At 73.6% G+C, this 14,535-nt stretch carries 15 protein-coding genes; 9 read left to right on the top strand and 6 right to left on the bottom strand.

Features of this window, described 5'->3' with window-relative positions:
• Positions 1-45: 45 nt before the first annotated feature.
• The gene (locus tag Ade02nite_RS42120) at positions 46-567 is read left to right on the top strand and encodes a 2'-5' RNA ligase family protein (protein ID WP_203776319.1); all 522 of its coding nucleotides are present in this window, start codon (positions 46-48) and stop codon (positions 565-567) included.
• Positions 568-636: 69 nt separating this feature from the next.
• Positions 637-1,056 (top strand): hypothetical protein, encoded by a 420-nt coding sequence (locus tag Ade02nite_RS42115; RefSeq protein ID WP_203776317.1) that lies wholly within the window; start codon positions 637-639, stop codon positions 1,054-1,056.
• 47 nt (positions 1,057-1,103) lie between these two features.
• Here Ade02nite_RS42115 and Ade02nite_RS42110 read toward each other — a convergent pair whose 3' ends face one another.
• On the bottom strand, positions 1,104-1,727 hold the full coding sequence (locus tag Ade02nite_RS42110; RefSeq protein WP_203776315.1) for a TetR/AcrR family transcriptional regulator: 624 nt from the start codon (positions 1,725-1,727) through the stop codon (positions 1,104-1,106).
• 126 nt (positions 1,728-1,853) lie between these two features.
• Here Ade02nite_RS42110 and Ade02nite_RS42105 point away from each other — a divergent pair, with 126 nt between their 5' ends.
• The 3 genes from Ade02nite_RS42105 (at position 1,854) to Ade02nite_RS42095 (ending at position 4,565) form a co-directional block, all read left to right on the top strand.
• The gene (locus Ade02nite_RS42105; protein WP_203776313.1) at positions 1,854-3,014 is read left to right on the top strand and encodes a glycosyltransferase; all 1,161 of its coding nucleotides are present in this window, start codon (positions 1,854-1,856) and stop codon (positions 3,012-3,014) included.
• 47 nt (positions 3,015-3,061) lie between these two features.
• Positions 3,062-3,889 (top strand): MOSC domain-containing protein, encoded by an 828-nt coding sequence (locus Ade02nite_RS42100; protein WP_203776311.1) that lies wholly within the window; start codon positions 3,062-3,064, stop codon positions 3,887-3,889.
• A gap of 61 nt (positions 3,890-3,950) precedes the next feature.
• Positions 3,951-4,565 (top strand): TetR/AcrR family transcriptional regulator, encoded by a 615-nt coding sequence (locus Ade02nite_RS42095; RefSeq protein ID WP_203776309.1) that lies wholly within the window; start codon positions 3,951-3,953, stop codon positions 4,563-4,565.
• Between the two features lie 3 nt (positions 4,566-4,568).
• Here the strand turns inward: Ade02nite_RS42095 and Ade02nite_RS42090 are convergent, their stop codons facing one another.
• The 3 genes from Ade02nite_RS42090 to Ade02nite_RS42080 form a co-directional block, all read right to left on the bottom strand.
• Complete coding sequence (locus tag Ade02nite_RS42090; protein ID WP_203776307.1) at positions 4,569-5,342, bottom strand: hypothetical protein; 774 nt, start codon at positions 5,340-5,342, stop codon at positions 4,569-4,571.
• Entirely contained in the window at positions 5,327-5,890 is a 564-nt protein-coding gene (locus Ade02nite_RS42085; protein WP_203776305.1) for an RNA polymerase sigma factor, read from the bottom strand. The genes Ade02nite_RS42090 and Ade02nite_RS42085 overlap by 16 nt, the downstream gene beginning before the upstream one ends.
• A gap of 62 nt (positions 5,891-5,952) precedes the next feature.
• Positions 5,953-9,249, bottom strand: a complete 3,297-nt coding sequence (locus Ade02nite_RS42080; protein ID WP_203776303.1) for an ATP-binding protein — start codon at positions 9,247-9,249, stop codon at positions 5,953-5,955.
• Between the two features lie 94 nt (positions 9,250-9,343).
• Here Ade02nite_RS42080 and Ade02nite_RS42075 point away from each other — a divergent pair, with 94 nt between their 5' ends.
• Positions 9,344-9,559: a hypothetical protein gene (locus tag Ade02nite_RS42075; protein WP_203776301.1), complete on the top strand. Its 216-nt coding sequence runs from the start codon at positions 9,344-9,346 to the stop codon at positions 9,557-9,559.
• A 16-nt stretch (positions 9,560-9,575) separates the two neighbouring features.
• Here the strand turns inward: Ade02nite_RS42075 and Ade02nite_RS42070 are convergent, their stop codons facing one another.
• Together Ade02nite_RS42070 and Ade02nite_RS42065 are read right to left on the bottom strand one after the other, a co-directional pair.
• Positions 9,576-11,534 (bottom strand): ATP-binding protein, encoded by a 1,959-nt coding sequence (locus tag Ade02nite_RS42070; protein WP_203776299.1) that lies wholly within the window; start codon positions 11,532-11,534, stop codon positions 9,576-9,578.
• 68 nt (positions 11,535-11,602) lie between these two features.
• On the bottom strand, positions 11,603-11,851 hold the full coding sequence (locus Ade02nite_RS42065) for a hypothetical protein (protein ID WP_203776297.1): 249 nt from the start codon (positions 11,849-11,851) through the stop codon (positions 11,603-11,605).
• Between the two features lie 189 nt (positions 11,852-12,040).
• Between Ade02nite_RS42065 and Ade02nite_RS49940 the strand changes: the two genes are divergently transcribed.
• The 3 genes from Ade02nite_RS49940 to Ade02nite_RS42055 all read left to right on the top strand — a co-directional run.
• Positions 12,041-12,277, top strand: a complete 237-nt coding sequence (locus Ade02nite_RS49940; RefSeq protein WP_239169442.1) for an ATP-binding protein — start codon at positions 12,041-12,043, stop codon at positions 12,275-12,277.
• An 89-nt stretch (positions 12,278-12,366) separates the two neighbouring features.
• Positions 12,367-14,097, top strand: coding sequence for an ATP-binding protein (locus Ade02nite_RS42060; protein ID WP_239169441.1), 1,731 nt, complete (start codon positions 12,367-12,369; stop codon positions 14,095-14,097).
• Between the two features lie 84 nt (positions 14,098-14,181).
• A partial coding sequence (locus Ade02nite_RS42055; RefSeq protein WP_203776295.1) for an SRPBCC family protein occupies positions 14,182-14,535 on the top strand: 354 nt, incomplete at its 3' end.

Raw genomic sequence — 14,535 nt, 5'->3', positions numbered from 1 at the left:
CGCGGGGCAGGCTGGTGCCCGCTCGCGAGGAAGGACGTGATCGGCATGGCGTACGGAGTGGTGCTGCGGCCGGACGCGGAGACGTCCCGCTCCCTGGTCGACCTGTCCCACGCGATCGGCGACGGCCACCAGCCACTCATGCTGCTCGGCGAAAAAGCGCCACCCCACGTCTCGGTCCTCCACGTCGACTGCCCCGGCGACCAGACGGCCGGCATTGCCGCGGCGACCGCTCCACACCGATCCCGCACCTTCAAGGCCACCATCATCGGCCTGCTGTACACGCTGATCCCGCCCGGCGACTACTACGTCCCGGCCGGCGGCCACTACTTCGGCCTGGAGATCATCCGAAGCCCCGAACTGGACGCCCTGCACCAGGAGTTCCTGCGCCTCGGCCACACCCCGCTGGGCCTCGTCGGCGACGACTACCGCCCCCACATCACCCTCGGCGTGACCGCCGGCCCGCCGTCCCTGCCCCCGCTGTCGACGGTGCCCACGGGCACGCTCCGGCTGACCATGCGCAGCGGGCCGATCGGCCCCTTCGGCACGTTCCCCGACCTCGCCGCATGAGGATGGACAGCACATAGACGCATGTATATGATCTCCGCCAATATCCAGACAGGACAACGGGGGAACGGCATGCGTAAGACTGTCCGTAGATTGATCACCGGGGTGCTGGCGACGGCGTCCGCGACGGGGATGGCGCTCGCGCTGGGCGCCACGGCGGCGCACGCGGAGAGGAACCTGACCCTGGTGACCAAGGCGGGGAACGGGTACGGAGCCAGCGGCGGGGGCCTCTTCTTCAACGCCACCGGCGAGATCTTCACCGTCTACGACCAGAGGTCCGACGGCGCCGGGGTGAACGTCGAATACCACTACCAGGAGCCGAGCGGCGTCTGGGTCTACCCGGCCGATCTCTACAACGGCGACGGCGCGGGCACTTCGAAGAGCTTCAACAAGAGCATCGTGGACGGCTCCACGGTCTACATCACGCTCTGCCTCATCGACAACGGCGACATCAAGGAAGCCACCTGCTCGTCGGGCACCGCCATCGCCTGACACCGACGCGGACGGCGCCGAGCGGTCGGGCGGCGCCTCCAGCGGGATCAGGGTGCCCGGCCCTCGGCCAGCAGTGCCAGCGAGGCCGTCGAGCACAGCCAGGCGCCGGCCTCCTCCCACGTCCAGGTCGCGCCCTTGAGGACGCGCGGCCAGGAATAGAGGCCGAAGAAGAACCAGAGAACGTCGGTGGCCCGCTCGGTGTCGAGGTCCGGCGCGAGCACGCCGAGCCGCCTCAGCCGTTCGGCGGCCTGGGCCAGCGCCGTGCGGTAGACGCGCACGGACTCCTCCAGCAGCCGCTGCGCGACGGGCTCGTGCGAAGCAGTGTCGAGCAGCAACGCGATGACGCCGTCATGCCGGCGATAGGCAGCGCCGGTGCCTTCGGCGATCGCAAGCACGACCTGCTCGCCCGTCTCGGCCCGCGCGACCCGATCGAGGGCCTCACCGACGGCGGCGTCCTCCATGCCCCGGCGCACCAGCTGCTCCAGCAGCACCGGCTTGCCCCCGACACTGGTGTAGACGGTGGCCACCGCGACGCCGGCCGCCGACGCGATCTCGTTGATCGTCGTACCGGCATAGCCGCCCGCGGCGAAACACTCCCGCGCCGCGCCGAGGATCAACTCGCGCGTCTCGGCCGCCGCCTGGGCGCGCCGCGTGCCTCGTGCCGTCGTCATGGGGGTCCCTTCTCCGCAGGTGAGGCTACCGCTCACCGGGCACGGCGCCGCCGGGCGGAGGCGGATTATTTGTTCCGTCAATCACAAGAATGGCGTTCTGATTAACGTAACTATAAGCTACTGATCATGAGGGTTCTCTTCTCTTCGGTGCCGTCCCAGGGACACTTCTATCCGCTTCTCCCGCTCGCCCGGGCCTTCGCCCGCCGCGGTGACCAGGTCGCCGTCCTGAGCGGCGCCGCCCTCGCGGCCGACATCGCGGCCGAGGGCTTCGAGTTCCTGCGAGCCGGTGCCTCTGCCGAGGAACTCTTCGCCGAGGCCGCCCGCCGCACCGGCGCCGACGCCGGAGCAGGCGCTTCCCCGGCCGCGGTGGCCGAATTCTTCGCCGGCGCCCGCCTCGACCTCGGCGGCGACGCCGCTCTCGACGCCGCCCGCGCCTGGCAGCCCGACCTCATCGTCAACGAGATGTTCGACTTGGTCGGCGTGTTCGCCGCGGCCGGCCTCGACGTGCCCCTGGCCACCGTCTCGACCGGACCCGGCGTCCCGCCGGAATTCCTCGGCGCCATCGCGGCCAACGCCGCCCCCCGCTTCGAAACCCGCGGCTTCCCGGTGCCGACCGCCCTGCCGGCCGGCCGCTGGCTCCTCGAGACCTGCCCGCCTGACCTCGGCGCATCCCAGGCCCCGACGTCGGCGCAACGCTGGACGCTGCGCCCCGAGGCACACCGGGGCCCCGCCGGCGACACCACCTCCCCGCCCGTGCCGGCGCCGCGCCGTCCCCGCGTCCTGGTGACCCTCGGCTCGCACTTCGCCGCCCCGGACGTCGTCGGCCGGCTGCTCGACGATCTCACCGGCGGCGACGACCCTCTCGACGTCGAATTCCTCGCCACCACCCTGCCCGGAACCGACGCCACCGCCGTACCGCACAAGTCGGAACACGTCACCCTGCTGCCCTTCCAGCCCTTGTCCCGGCTGCTCACCGGCGCGGCGGCGGCGCTGATCCACGGTGGTGCCGGAACCACCCTCGGCAGCCTCGCCGAGGGCGTACCGCTGGTGGTCTGGCCGCAGGGCGCCGACCAGCCCGTGCAGGCCGCCGCCGTCGGCCACGCCGGAGCCGGCATCGGTCTCGCTTCCGGCCCGGTCGACCCGCAAGCGCTGCGCGACGCCGTCCGCAGCGTCCTCACCGATCCGGCCTACGCCGGCGCCGCCCGCCGCGTCCAACAGCAGATCGCCGCCATGACCGCCCCCGACCAGGTGGCCGCCGACCTTGCCGAGGCGCTGACCGAGCACTGAGACCGCGCCACCACAGCCGTCCGCGGGCCGGGGCATAGTGTGGCGGCATGATCACGGTGCAGTCGGCCTTTCGGTATCCGGTCAAGTCGATGCTCGGGGTGCCGGCCGACGCCGCCTCCGTGGTGGCGAGCGGGCTCCTCGGCGACCGCGGGTGGGCGCTGGTCGATCTGGAGACCGGGAAGGTCGCCAGCGCCAAACGTCCGCGGCTCTGGCGCCGCCTGCTGCGGGTGCGTGTCGAGCAGCCCGCCGAGGGCGGGCCGATCGGCATGGTGTTGCCCGGTGGGGAACGGGTGGTCGCGGGCGCGCCGGAGGCCGACGAGGCACTGTCGCGGTTGCTGGATCGCCCGGTGGCGATGCGGCAGGCTCGGGAGCCCGGCGCCGAGATCGACCGGGCGGTCCCCGAGGAGGTTCTGGACCACGGCATGGACGCGGAGGTGGACGCCACGGTCATCGAGCTGTCCGCGGCGGCGCCGGGGCAGGGGTTCGTGGATTACGCCCCGCTGCACCTGATCACCACGGCGACCTTGGCGACTGTGGACACCGCGCTCGGGCGGCATGTCGACCCGCGGGTCTTCCGCCCCAACCTGGTGCTCGCCACGCCCGGCCTGAGCGGTTACGCCGAGAACGGGTGGATCGGATCCGAGCTGGCCATCGGGCAGGAGGTCCGGTTGGCGGTGTTCCAGCAGACCCCTCGGTGCGCGGTGCCCACCCTGCCGCACGGCGACCTGGTCCCCGACCCGGACGTGCTGCGCATGCTGTCCCGGGACAACCGCGTCCCGGTCGAGGGTGCCGGGCGGCAGCCCGTCGCCGGCGTCTACGCCACGGTCCTCGCCGGCGGAACGATCCGTCCCGGAGACCTCGTCCGGAGAACCTGAGTTGCCGGGACGGAGCACTCCGTCACATACTGGGAGGCTCGCACTTGATCGAGGGAGACCCGTGACCAGACGCTCGGCAGCGGAGACCCGGCGGCACATCCTGGACGTCGCCGGCGACCTCTTCTACTCGCGCGGCGCGCGTGCCGTCGGGATGGACCTGGTCATCAAGACGGCGGAGGTCGCCAACGCGACGCTCTACCGCCAGTTCCCCACCAAGGACGAGCTGCTCACGGCCTACCTGGTCGACCGCAACACCGGGTGGTGGCAGCGACTGCGGGAGACGACCGAGCCGCTGCCGAGCGCCCGGGAGCGCCTCCTCGCCCTGTTCGACATGACGGTCGCCGACATGGGGCAGCCGGGATATCGCGGGTGCGCCACCCTGAACGTGACCAGCGAGTTCCCCGACGAGACGCACCCGGCCCACCGGGCCGCCGTCGAGCACAAGCGCGAGGTGCTGCACTGGCTGCGCGAGCAGGTCGCCGAGGCCGGCGCCGCCGACCCCGGCGCGCTGGCGGACCAGCTGATGATCATCTTGGACGGCGCGCAGGCCCTCGCCGCTGCGATGGGTCCCGACGGGCCGTCACGTCAGATGACGGCCCTGGTGGAGGGCCTGTTGCCGGCCGCCACCGGCCGGCAGCAGCGCCGAGGGACCCCCGCCCGCGCGCGCCGGGCGTAGCCGTCAGGGCAGGTCGGAGGGCCGGTGCTCGGTGACGCCGGCGCTGGTGCGCACGATCACGGTGAACGTGTCCCGGCCCTCGCCGCCCTCCGGTCCCGGCCACCAGGCGCCCCACCATCCGCCACGCACGCTGGCCTGGAACGTCCTGCCGCTGTCCAGCCGGATCTCCACGGCGGTCACCTCGGGCGCGGCCAGCCCGACGACGTTCGACCACATGTCGTCGCCGTCCCCGGCGGAGCTCATCGTCTCGATGTTGACCGTGCCGGCCGGCGGCGCGGGCAGGGGCTTGCCGTCGGTCAGGCCCATCGACGCGAGCTGGTCCTTGCCCACGAGCAGGCACTCGACGACGGCGCCGGTGCTCTTGCGCATGATGAGGAGGGTGGCGTCGCCGCGCTGCTCCGCGAGGATCACGTCGGACGGGCGCACCGCCGACGAGGTGCCGCCGACATCGCCGGCCCCGCACGCCTTGGCCTGGTCCATGACTTGGTCTCCGGTTCGAGCGGTCGGCGTCGCGGTCCACGAGGCCACGGCCTTCTCGGCCGTGCCGGGCACCAGCACGGGCACGGCGACGACCGCCAGCGCCCCGGCGGCCACCGCCGCCGCGCCCGCCGTGATCCACCGGCGCGTCGCGGGGTTCGCCGTGCGCCGTGCGCCCTGACCGGCCATGGTGCGCTCGATGAAGGCCCGCGAACGAGCCCATTGCATCGGCGTCGGCTCGCTGCCGCGGGCCGGGTCCAGAACGGCGAGACGGGTGAGGTCCTTCATGCTTTCGTCCACGACTGCTCCTGAAGGGTGTGCGAGCGCGAGGGTGCGGCGGTGGTGGATGCGGCCGGGTCCAGGGCCGCGTGGAGGCGTTTGCGGGCTCGGGTGAGACGCATGGCGAACGTGGAGCGGCGGCAGTTCAGCACGACCGCGGCCTGGTCACCGGTCAGACCGTCGAAGGCGACGAGCGCCAGGACCTCGCGGTCCGCGGCGCCGAGGGACTGCCAGGCGCGTTGCAGGTCGAGGCGGGCCGCCGTATCGGCCGTGTGGTCGTCGGTCCCGGGCTCGGCGAGGGCGGTGAGCCGCACGTCGAGGGCTCGCCGCCGCAGCCAACCACGGGTCTGGTTCGCCATGGTCCGGCGGGCGACGGCGAACAGCCAGGGGCGGGCGTCCTCGGGCAGTTCGCCGAGCCGGCGCCAGGCGGTGAGGTAGACCGTCGAGACGATGTCCTCGGCCTCGCCGGCCGGGACCCGTCGCTCGACGAAGCGGAGCAGATCGGCGAAGGTCTGCTGGTGCAGCGCACGGAACCGGTCTTCGGCTCCGGCCTGCTGTGGCCCGGTCATCCGGGTGATCCTGGGTGGTTCATGACCCCTACCTGTCCGGGACGGCGCGGACTGCCACACCGCTACGCGAGATTTCCGGCGGCGATCTCCCGGGCCGCCCGGCGGGCGAAACCGGCGGCGCCGATCTCCAGCAGCGTGGCGTGGGCGGTGTGCAGATGGCGGCGTGCGCCGGCGCGCCGGCCCTCGCGGCGCAGCCACTCGCCGTAGAGCAGTTCGGCGCGGGCGCGGTCGGCTCGCATGCCGCTGCGGCCGAGGGCCTCCAGCGCGGTCTCGAAGTGGGTCTCCGTGTCGTCGCCGAGGTGGATCAGCGCCGCGCAGCAGGCTTCCACCCCGGCCGCGAAGTCGGTGCCGGCGGCCCTGGTGCGCACGCGCAGCCTGGCGTACGCCGCCTCCGCCGTCGCCCGGTCACCGGACCGGGCGGCCGCCTCGACCAGCTCGCGCAGGGCGATGCCCCGGAAGCCGAAGTCGAGGTGCTGGTCGGCGTAGGTGGCCGCGGCGACGGCCGCCGGGTGGTCGCCACGGCTGTTGTGGTGGACGGCCAGGGCGAAATGCGCGTACGCGACGAACAGCCCCTCGCCGCGGGCCGTGGCGTCCGCCACCGTCGCGTCGAACATGGCGGCGGTCCGCGGGTCGCCCGACCAGGCGGCCAGCGCCAGGTGCGGATAGCCGGGCGCGCCGCCGGTGATCCCGGCGAGGTCGGCGCCCTGCTCCAGCACCGAGGCGGCCTCCCGGAACCGGCCCTGACGCAGGTAGACGCCGGCCATCGTGGCGAAGGCGTCGGGCAGGCGGGTCAGGTTGCCGACCGTGCGGGCGCGCTCGATCTGCCGGTCGAGGACGGCCTCGCAGGTGCCCAGGTCCCACAGCTCCCACATCACCGCCGCGGCGAACTTGACGCGGGGCGGCCAGTCGTCGTCGGTGGACCGGGCCACCGCACGCCGCAGCAGGCCGAGACCCCTGGCGTGCTCGCCGTCGAGCACCGCGACCAGCCCGTCGAGCAGCAGGTCGGCGGTGGTGGGCGCGCCGGAGGGCCGGACGGCGGTGCGCGCGAAGCCGACCGCCTCGGCGAGCGGGACGCCGCCGAGAGCGCCGGCGGCGGTGGCCGCGGTGAGCGCGTCCAGGTGCACCTCTCGCGCCAGGGCCGGGTTCAAGGGCTCGAGCAGGGCCGCGGCGCGTCGCAGGGGTGCCACGGCGTCCCGGCCGCGGTGCCGCGCGAAGGCGGCGCGGCCACGCACCAGTTCCATCCGGGCCCGCGCGACGGCGTCCGCCCCGGCCGGGTCGACCGCGGCGAGCAGCCGTACGGCTTCGGCGGGCGCGCCGGACTCGAGCCGGTCCGTCGCCGCGGTCAGGATCCGCTCGCGCCGCCGATGCGGATCCGCGGTGAGCCTGGCCGCGTGTTCCAGGAACGCGGCGGCCGCCGAGAGGCCACCCCGGGTACGGACCCGCTCCGCCGAGATCGCCAGCTGCGCGGCCAGCGCCTCGTCGGTCCCGGTGGCGGCCAGCGCGCGGTGCCAGGCGTGCCGGTCCGGGTCGGCGGTCGAGTCGGTCGCCTCCGCCAGCGCCCGGTGCGCCTGGCGCCGGACCGAGGCCGGAGCGCTGTGGTAGGCGGCGGAGCGAACCAGCGGATGCCGGAACCGGACGCGGAGGTCGACGGAGAGCAGGCCGGCGTCCTCGGCCGGCGTCAGCGCCTCGGCGGGGAGGCCCAGGGCGCCGGCCGCGGACCAGAGCAGCGTGGGGTCGCCGAGCGGTTCCGCCGCCGCGACGACCAGCAGCAGCCGGGTCCGGTCCGGCAGGGCGGCGAGGCCGGCGTGGAACAGCTCCTCGGAGGCGCCTCTCGCCGCCGGCCGGCCGAGGCCGCCGGCCGGCGTGGCCGGGCCATCGGACCGGGCCAGTTCCAGCAGGGCCAGCGGATTGCCCCGCGACTCGGCCAGGATCCGGCCGGCCACCCGCTGGTCCAGCGGGCCGTGCAGGGCATCGCCGAGCAGCGACCGCGCGTCCTGATCGGCGAGCTCGCTCAGCGGCATCGAGGGCAGGGCCGCCAGCTCCGTGCCGCCGGCGGGCTCCCGGACACCGAAGAGAAGCAGCACCGGCACGCCGCCGAGCCGGCGCCCGGCGAAGGCCAGCGCCTGCGCGCTGGCCGGATCGAGCCACTGCGCGTCGTCGACCAGGCCCAGCAGAGGCCGGTCGCGGGCGTGCTCGGTGAGCAGGGTGAGAGTCGCCATACCCACCATGGCCGGGTCCGGCCGGGTGCCCTCGCGGCGACCGGCGGCGACGTCGAGGGCCTGCCGTTGCGGCCCGGGCAGCCGGTCGCCGTGCTCGGTGAGCGGACCGAGCAGCTGGAACAGCGCGGCGTACGGCAACGCCACCTCGAATTCGGCACCGGTGGCCCGCAGCACCCGCATGCCGGTCGCCGCGGCGCTCACCTGCTCGATCAGCGCGGTCTTGCCGATGCCGGCCTCGCCGCGGATCACGAGGGCACCGCCGGCGCCCTCGACCGCCCTGTCCCGCAGCGAGAAGAGGCTGCTCAACTCGCGGTCGCGCCCGCGCAGCCGCCGGTCGTGCCGGGCGGGGCGGCGCGGTCGTGCCGAGCCGCCGCCGAGGCGTTCCCGCGGGGAGGCCGGCTGCTCGGTCAGGATGGCCGTTTCGAGATCCGCCAGTTCCGGGCTCAGGTCCAGCCCCAACTCCGTACGCATGACCTCGCGGCACCGGCGCAGGGCGGCGAGAGCGTCCGCGCGGCGTCCCGCGGCCCACAGCCCCGCCGCCAGCAGCCGCCAGCCCTCCTCGCGCAGGGGGTGCTCATGAGTGAGGGCCTCGGCGGAGGCCACCGCCTCCCCGGTCCGGCCGGTCCGCAGCGCCGCGCCGGCGAGGGCCTCACGAGCGGAGAGCCGCAGGCCGTCGAGCCGGGCCGCCTCGGCGACCGCCCACTGCTCGTCCGCGAACTCCGCGTAGGCCGGCCCCGCCCACCAGCCGAGCGCCTCGGTCAGCAACGTCCACGCCGCCGCCGGCTCCGCGGTGTGCGCGGCCGTGACCGCCGCCTCGAACTGCCAGGCGTCGACCGCGTCGGCGGGAAGCCGGAGCCGGTAGCCGGACGCGACGCTGACCAGCAGCCGTGCCGGGGCGTGCGGCGGGCGGTCCGGCTCGAGCAGGCGTCGCAGGTTCGACACGTAGGTCTGCAACGACGTGGTCGCCTTGCGTGGCGGGTCGCCGCGCCACACGGCGTCGATGAGCTGGTCGGTGGAGACCGCCTCACCGTGCCGAGTGAGCAGCAGCGCGAGCACGGCGCGCTGCCGAGGACCGCCGAGGTCGATCGGCCCGGCCGGCCCGGTTGCCTCGACGGGGCCGAGGACGCGCAGCCTCACCATGGCTCCCTCACCCCGTTCCAAGAATTCCCCGAGCGCAGGTCAGCAAGCTAATGGACGTCCGCAGAGGTGCGCCGAGGAGAGGAACGCGAACGTGATGTCCGACATCGCGCCGGGGCCGGAGGACGCCGGCGAGGACGGCCTCCGGAAGGCCTGGGCGAAACTACGGGCCCTGCCCCGCGACGACCAGCGCGAGGATCTCCTCGACCGCGGCCTCGGCATCCTGCTGTTCCTCCGGGCCGGCGAGATCACCACGGCGGACGCCGTGCCGATGCTGCGCGCGTTGCTCAACAGGAATCGTCCGGAGGCGTAGGGGCGATCCGCCGGCGTCAGCGCTTCGCCCCGCCGGTCGTCTCCCTGAGCCAGAGCAGTTCGCACACCCGCTGCTGAGCACGGTCGAGGTGACGACGATAGGTGCTGAACGGCATACCGAGTCGCTGTGCCGCGGCGGTCTGGGTGGGCACCCGGTGGAAGTACGTGGTGGCGAGGACCGCGTGCAGTTTGGCCTCCCGAGGATCGTCGCGCAGGGCGTCGACCGCCTCGGTGATCAGTTCGGGAAGCACCTCGCTCGGGTCGCCGTCGACCATGCGGGTGTGCCGCAGCGGGTTCGCGGAGAGGGCGTCCGGGCGGTGCACGTCCCGCAGGGCCTCGCGTACGGCCTGGTCGAAGGCCTCACGGGGCAGCGCCTGCTCGGCCTCGGCGGCGAGGTCGTCGCCGAGCGGCCCGGGCTGGGTGCGGTCGAACCAGATCGACAGCGGCGTGACACGCCAGTCGCACGAGAACAGGCAGTACGGCGGTGTCTCCACCGTGCGGTAGTGCCCCAGGTGCTCCATCAGCGGCGTCCACAGCTCGGGGAAGGGGCTGATGATGAACGACCAGGCCAGCCCCGGCTGCCTGATCCAGTCCGCACAGATCCGCAGCTGCATGAGATGCAGGCACGCGGAGATCTCGTAGTAGGCCGGCGGGTAGAGGCAGTAGCGGGCCAGGCGTACGTGCTCGCCGGGCCGCAGCGGGCCGGTGCGCTCGGCGTACTCCCAGGCGGCCTCGGCCACCGGGTCGTCGCCGGACGGCGGCTCGGTGAGCCGCAGCGAGCACAGGAACCCGGCCGGGTCGCCGGTGCGGGAGTCGCGGTAGACCCAGAACGCCTCCGGCTGGCGGCGCAGCCAGTGCGCGACGACGGCGGCCGACTCGGGGCCCTCGCTCTCGGTGGCGAACCGGATCAGGACCTTCTCGTCGCCGGGGCGGAGCCTGTCCTCGTGGAAGTCGCCCTCGCGGCGCATCTGGAAGAACTCGCCCATCGAGCCGTACCGCTTGAGGTAGCTCAGCTCGCGGATCGCGACCATGGCGTCCGCCTCGGCCGCGGTGCGGGCCTGCTCCAGCAGGTGGTGCCCGACCCGGGCGTGCATCTCGGCGTAGCCCTCCGGGTCGCGCCAGCGCAGGTCGGCGTCGATCGTGTCGCTGACCAGTTCGTGCAGGTAGAGCCCCTGCCGTCCCCAGTCGGCGACCGGCAGCCGGCGCAGCCAGTCGAAGAGCTCGGCCGCCCGGTCGGGGCCGGCGACCGCCCGCAGGAGCCCCTCGGTGGTCGTCATGGCGTGCGCGGCGACCTCCAGAGCGAGCCGGTGTGCGGTGTCGGGCACGTCGCCGACCAGCCGGTCGAGCAGGGCGGCGAGCAGGTCCGGGGTCGGCTCCCACGCGTCACCGCCGGCGACAGCGGCCGCGAGGCTCAGGGCGAGCGGGTGGGTGCCGGCAAAGGCGAGGATCCCGTCCCGTACGGCCGGCGCCAGTCCCCGGGACCGCAGCAGGGCCCGCGCCTCCTCGCTGGTCAGCTCGCCGAGCCGCCGCACCGCCATCGTCTCCTGCCAGGCGAGGTCGCCGAGCCACGCGGCGCTCGGCGCCTCGCGCCCGGCGATGACCGTCAGGACGGTGGCCGGCAGCGTGGGCAGATAGCTCTCGCGGAGCCAGTCCTCCAGGCCCTGGCAGTGCTCGAACGCGTCGACGACCAACACGGCGCCGTCCGGCACGGTGGCGCCGGCCTCGGCGGTGAACCCCTGCGGGGAGGGATCGATGAGCCGCCCGTTGACCTCGACCACCGGCCGTCGCGCGTCGCGGGCCTCGTCGGCGAAGCGGCGCAGCAGCGTGGACTTGCCCAGCCCGCCGGGCCCGTGCAGGTAGAGGACCGCCGGGGCGCCGCCGCCACCGCGCAGGGCGGCCCGGAACTGCTCGAGCTCCGCGGCCCGGCCGACGAACGCTCGCTCGCGGGCCCACCGCAGACGCTCAGCCAAGGTCATGCGGGGCATCGTACGAACAGTGGTGCACCGGAGCGCGGCGAATCCGCGCCCCGGTGACGGCCGACTCCTCAACCCGTGACCGAGCGCAGCAGGTCCGCGTACTGCTTGTGACCGGACACGTTCGGGTGCAGGGTCTTGACGGGCTCGTCCAGGCGGACTCCCTGCATCCACGGGGCGGCGGTGCAGGCTGCCTCCGAGCCGATCACGCAGGTGGTCAGCGACGGGGTGAAGCCGGCGGCCTGGGCGGTCGTCACGGTGGCGACCACCGCCGTGACCGCCGTCGCGGCAATGGCCAGGGCCTTGGTCCAGCGTCGCATGGGGAATGCCTCCGAAAGCCGAAATCGGTAGATGCCCGGCAGAGCGTAGGGACTCGGGCTGCTCATTCGGTCGCCACTTGTTGCTCATTCCCCGCCACATGGCGACCACCGGGCGAACTGTCCGCATTGTCCCTACCGCGCATGCGGCATCCTCGACTTGAAGCTTCAACTCCCAAAGGAGAACCGACGGTGGGTAGCGAATCCCGGCAAGAGGGGACGGTGCGCCGGTCGCTGAGCGAGCGGTTGAGGCTGGCGCGTTCCCGCGCTTTCGTCGGCCGCGAGGAGCAGGTCGCGGCGTTCGGCGCCGCGGTGCGCAACGACCCGGCCGCCGCGCTCGTGTTCTACCTGCACGGTCCGGGCGGCGTCGGCAAGTCGACCCTGGTCCGGCACCTGGCCGATGAGGCTCGGCACGCAACCGCCTGCTGATCGAGCTGGACGGCCGGTTCGTCAGCCGGTCGCCGGCCGACTTCGAGCAGGCGGCCCAGGCCCTGTTCGACCGGCCCGACGCCGTGCTGGTGGTCGACTCGTTCGAGCACTGCCAATGGCTGGAGACCTGGCTGTGGCAGCGGTTCCTGCCCCGGATCGCCGACGGCGCGCTGGTGGTGCTGGCCGGCCGCCAGGCGCCTGCGGTCGAATGGACGGCGGATCCCGGATGGGCCGGCGCCCTGCACGTCGCCGAGCTGGGCCCGCTGACCGAGGAGCAGGCCAGACGGCTGCTGGCGATCAACGGCGTCCGGCCGGAGAGCACGGACGCGGTCCTGCGGTTCGCCGGCGGCAACCCGCTGGCGCTGTCGCTGGCCGCGGCGGTCGACTCGGCGCATCCCGGCTCGGCACAGGAGTGGTCGCCGTCGGCCGAGACGCTGGGCACGCTGATCGCCGGCCTGATCGGGGAGGTGCCGTCGCCGGAGCACCGGCGTGCGCTCGAGGTGGCCGCGCAGGCGTACAACACCACGGAACAGCTGCTGCAGGCGGCGCTTCCCGAGCACGACGCGCACGAGTTGTTCGCCTGGCTGCGGGGCCTGCCGTTCATGGAGAGCACCCCGCACGGCTGCTACCCGCACGACGCGGCCCGGGAGTCGGTGGTGGCCGACCTGCGCTGGCGGGCGCCGGAAGCCTTCCAGGCCATGAAGCGACGGCTGTCGGCCGAATATCTGCGCCAGATCCGTGAGCTGCCGGAACAGCAGGCCCTGGGCGTGATGAGCCAGCTGTACTACCTGTTCCGCGACCAGAAGAAGATCCGTGACGTGTTCCGGTGGGCGCGCACCGGGCAGGTGCAGGACGACCCGCTGCGCCCCGAGGACATCGAGACGGTCGTGCGGATGGCCGCCGACACGGAGGGGCCGGAATCGGCCGCGCTCGTGCGGTACTGGATCGGCCGGCAACCCGAGGGCTTCAGCGTCTACCGCTCCATCGACACGGGGCAGCCGGTCGCGTTCGTCGGGCGGATCGACCTTCCGGCGCCGCCGGACCCGCGGGACATCGCGGTCGATCCGGTCGTCGCCGCGGCCTGGGACTACTGCATCAGCACGGCGCCGCCCGCACCCGGCGAGCACATCGCGATCACCCGGTTCGTCATCCATCCGGACGCCTATCAGGTTCCGTCACCCGTCACCAGCCTGCATCACTCTCGGGTGCAGGCGACGGCGGCGCGCAGCCGCGGCCTGGCCCAGGGCATGATCGTGCTGCACGACTGCGAGCTGTGGGGCCGCCTGCTCAAGGGAGCTCTCACCGACGCCGGCGTGCGGCCGCGCGTGGGCGATCGGACGTACGGGCTGTTCGTCACCGACTGGCGGCAGGTGCCGTTCGAGATGTGGCTCGCCAACATCCTCGACCAGACCGACCTTCCCGCGGCGCCGGCGCCGGCCACGCGCGCCGATTTCGACCGCTGGGTCCGCGAGACCTTGCAGAACTGGCGCTCCCCGCGCGCGTTCGCGCTCAGCGAGCTGGTGAAGTCGAAGCTGGTGGCCGACGCGGCCGATCCGGTGGCCAACCTGCGCGCGCTGATGCGGCAAACCGTCGACGAGGTCGGGCAGGACGCCAAGATGATCAAAGCACGGGAGGCGCTCGTCGCCACCTACTTCTCCGGCGCGCCCACCCAGGAGGCAGCCGCCCGCCGCGCCGGCATGTCGTTCAGCACCTATCGGCGGCACCTGCGGCAAGGCATCGACACGGTCTGCTCGGCGCTGTGGGAGATCCAGCTGCGCGGCCGGAGCGACCAGGGCCGAGCACCGGTGGCCAGCGGTTGACCATGCGGTTGACCACCACGATCCGCGACGGTGAGTGCCGCACCTCATTCGACAGCGAATGACGACTGATCAAGGAGACGTGACATGGGTGTCACCGGCATCGACGAGAACGCGGCCGTCGTCGCGCGCCACGAGTTTCGCATCGACGCCCCGATCGGCCGAGTCTGGGCGCTGCACACGGACGTGAACCGCTGGACCACGTGGCAGAGCGACATCGACACCGCGTACGCCGACGGGCCGTTGCAACTCGGCTCGACGTTCCACTGGAGCACCGCCGGCCTGCACATCGCGTCGACCGTCTACGCCATCGAGGCTCCCCGCCGGATCCTCTGGGGCGGCCCGGCCCAGGGCATCGTCGGCATCCACGAGTGGACCTTCACCGCCGACGGTGACGCCACCGTGGTGACCACCGCCGAGTCCTGGGAGACATCCCATGGC

The sequence above is a fragment of the Paractinoplanes deccanensis genome, from assembly GCF_016862115.1.
Classification (GTDB): Bacteria; Actinomycetota; Actinomycetes; order Mycobacteriales; family Micromonosporaceae; genus Actinoplanes; species Actinoplanes deccanensis.
This window is presented reverse-complemented; position numbering and strand designations above follow the sequence as displayed.

What these genes read in the sequence shown, in the direction of transcription:
- Ade02nite_RS42120 (WP_203776319.1), top strand. Translation starts at nt 46, where the DNA reads ATGGCGTACGGAGTGGTGCTGCGGCCGGACGCGGAGACGTCCCGCTCC.
- Ade02nite_RS42085 (WP_203776305.1), bottom strand. Translation starts at nt 5,890, where the DNA reads ATGACCGGGCCACAGCAGGCCGGAGCCGAAGACCGGTTCCGTGCGCTG.
- Ade02nite_RS42115 (WP_203776317.1), top strand. Translation starts at nt 637, where the DNA reads ATGCGTAAGACTGTCCGTAGATTGATCACCGGGGTGCTGGCGACGGCG.
- Ade02nite_RS42105 (WP_203776313.1), top strand. Translation starts at nt 1,854, where the DNA reads ATGAGGGTTCTCTTCTCTTCGGTGCCGTCCCAGGGACACTTCTATCCG.
- Ade02nite_RS42110 (WP_203776315.1), bottom strand. Translation starts at nt 1,727, where the DNA reads ATGACGACGGCACGAGGCACGCGGCGCGCCCAGGCGGCGGCCGAGACG.
- Ade02nite_RS42080 (WP_203776303.1), bottom strand. Translation starts at nt 9,249, where the DNA reads ATGGTGAGGCTGCGCGTCCTCGGCCCCGTCGAGGCAACCGGGCCGGCC.
- Ade02nite_RS42070 (WP_203776299.1), bottom strand. Translation starts at nt 11,534, where the DNA reads ATGACCTTGGCTGAGCGTCTGCGGTGGGCCCGCGAGCGAGCGTTCGTC.
- Ade02nite_RS42075 (WP_203776301.1), top strand. Translation starts at nt 9,344, where the DNA reads ATGTCCGACATCGCGCCGGGGCCGGAGGACGCCGGCGAGGACGGCCTC.
- Ade02nite_RS42065 (WP_203776297.1), bottom strand. Translation starts at nt 11,851, where the DNA reads ATGCGACGCTGGACCAAGGCCCTGGCCATTGCCGCGACGGCGGTCACG.
- Ade02nite_RS42100 (WP_203776311.1), top strand. Translation starts at nt 3,062, where the DNA reads ATGATCACGGTGCAGTCGGCCTTTCGGTATCCGGTCAAGTCGATGCTC.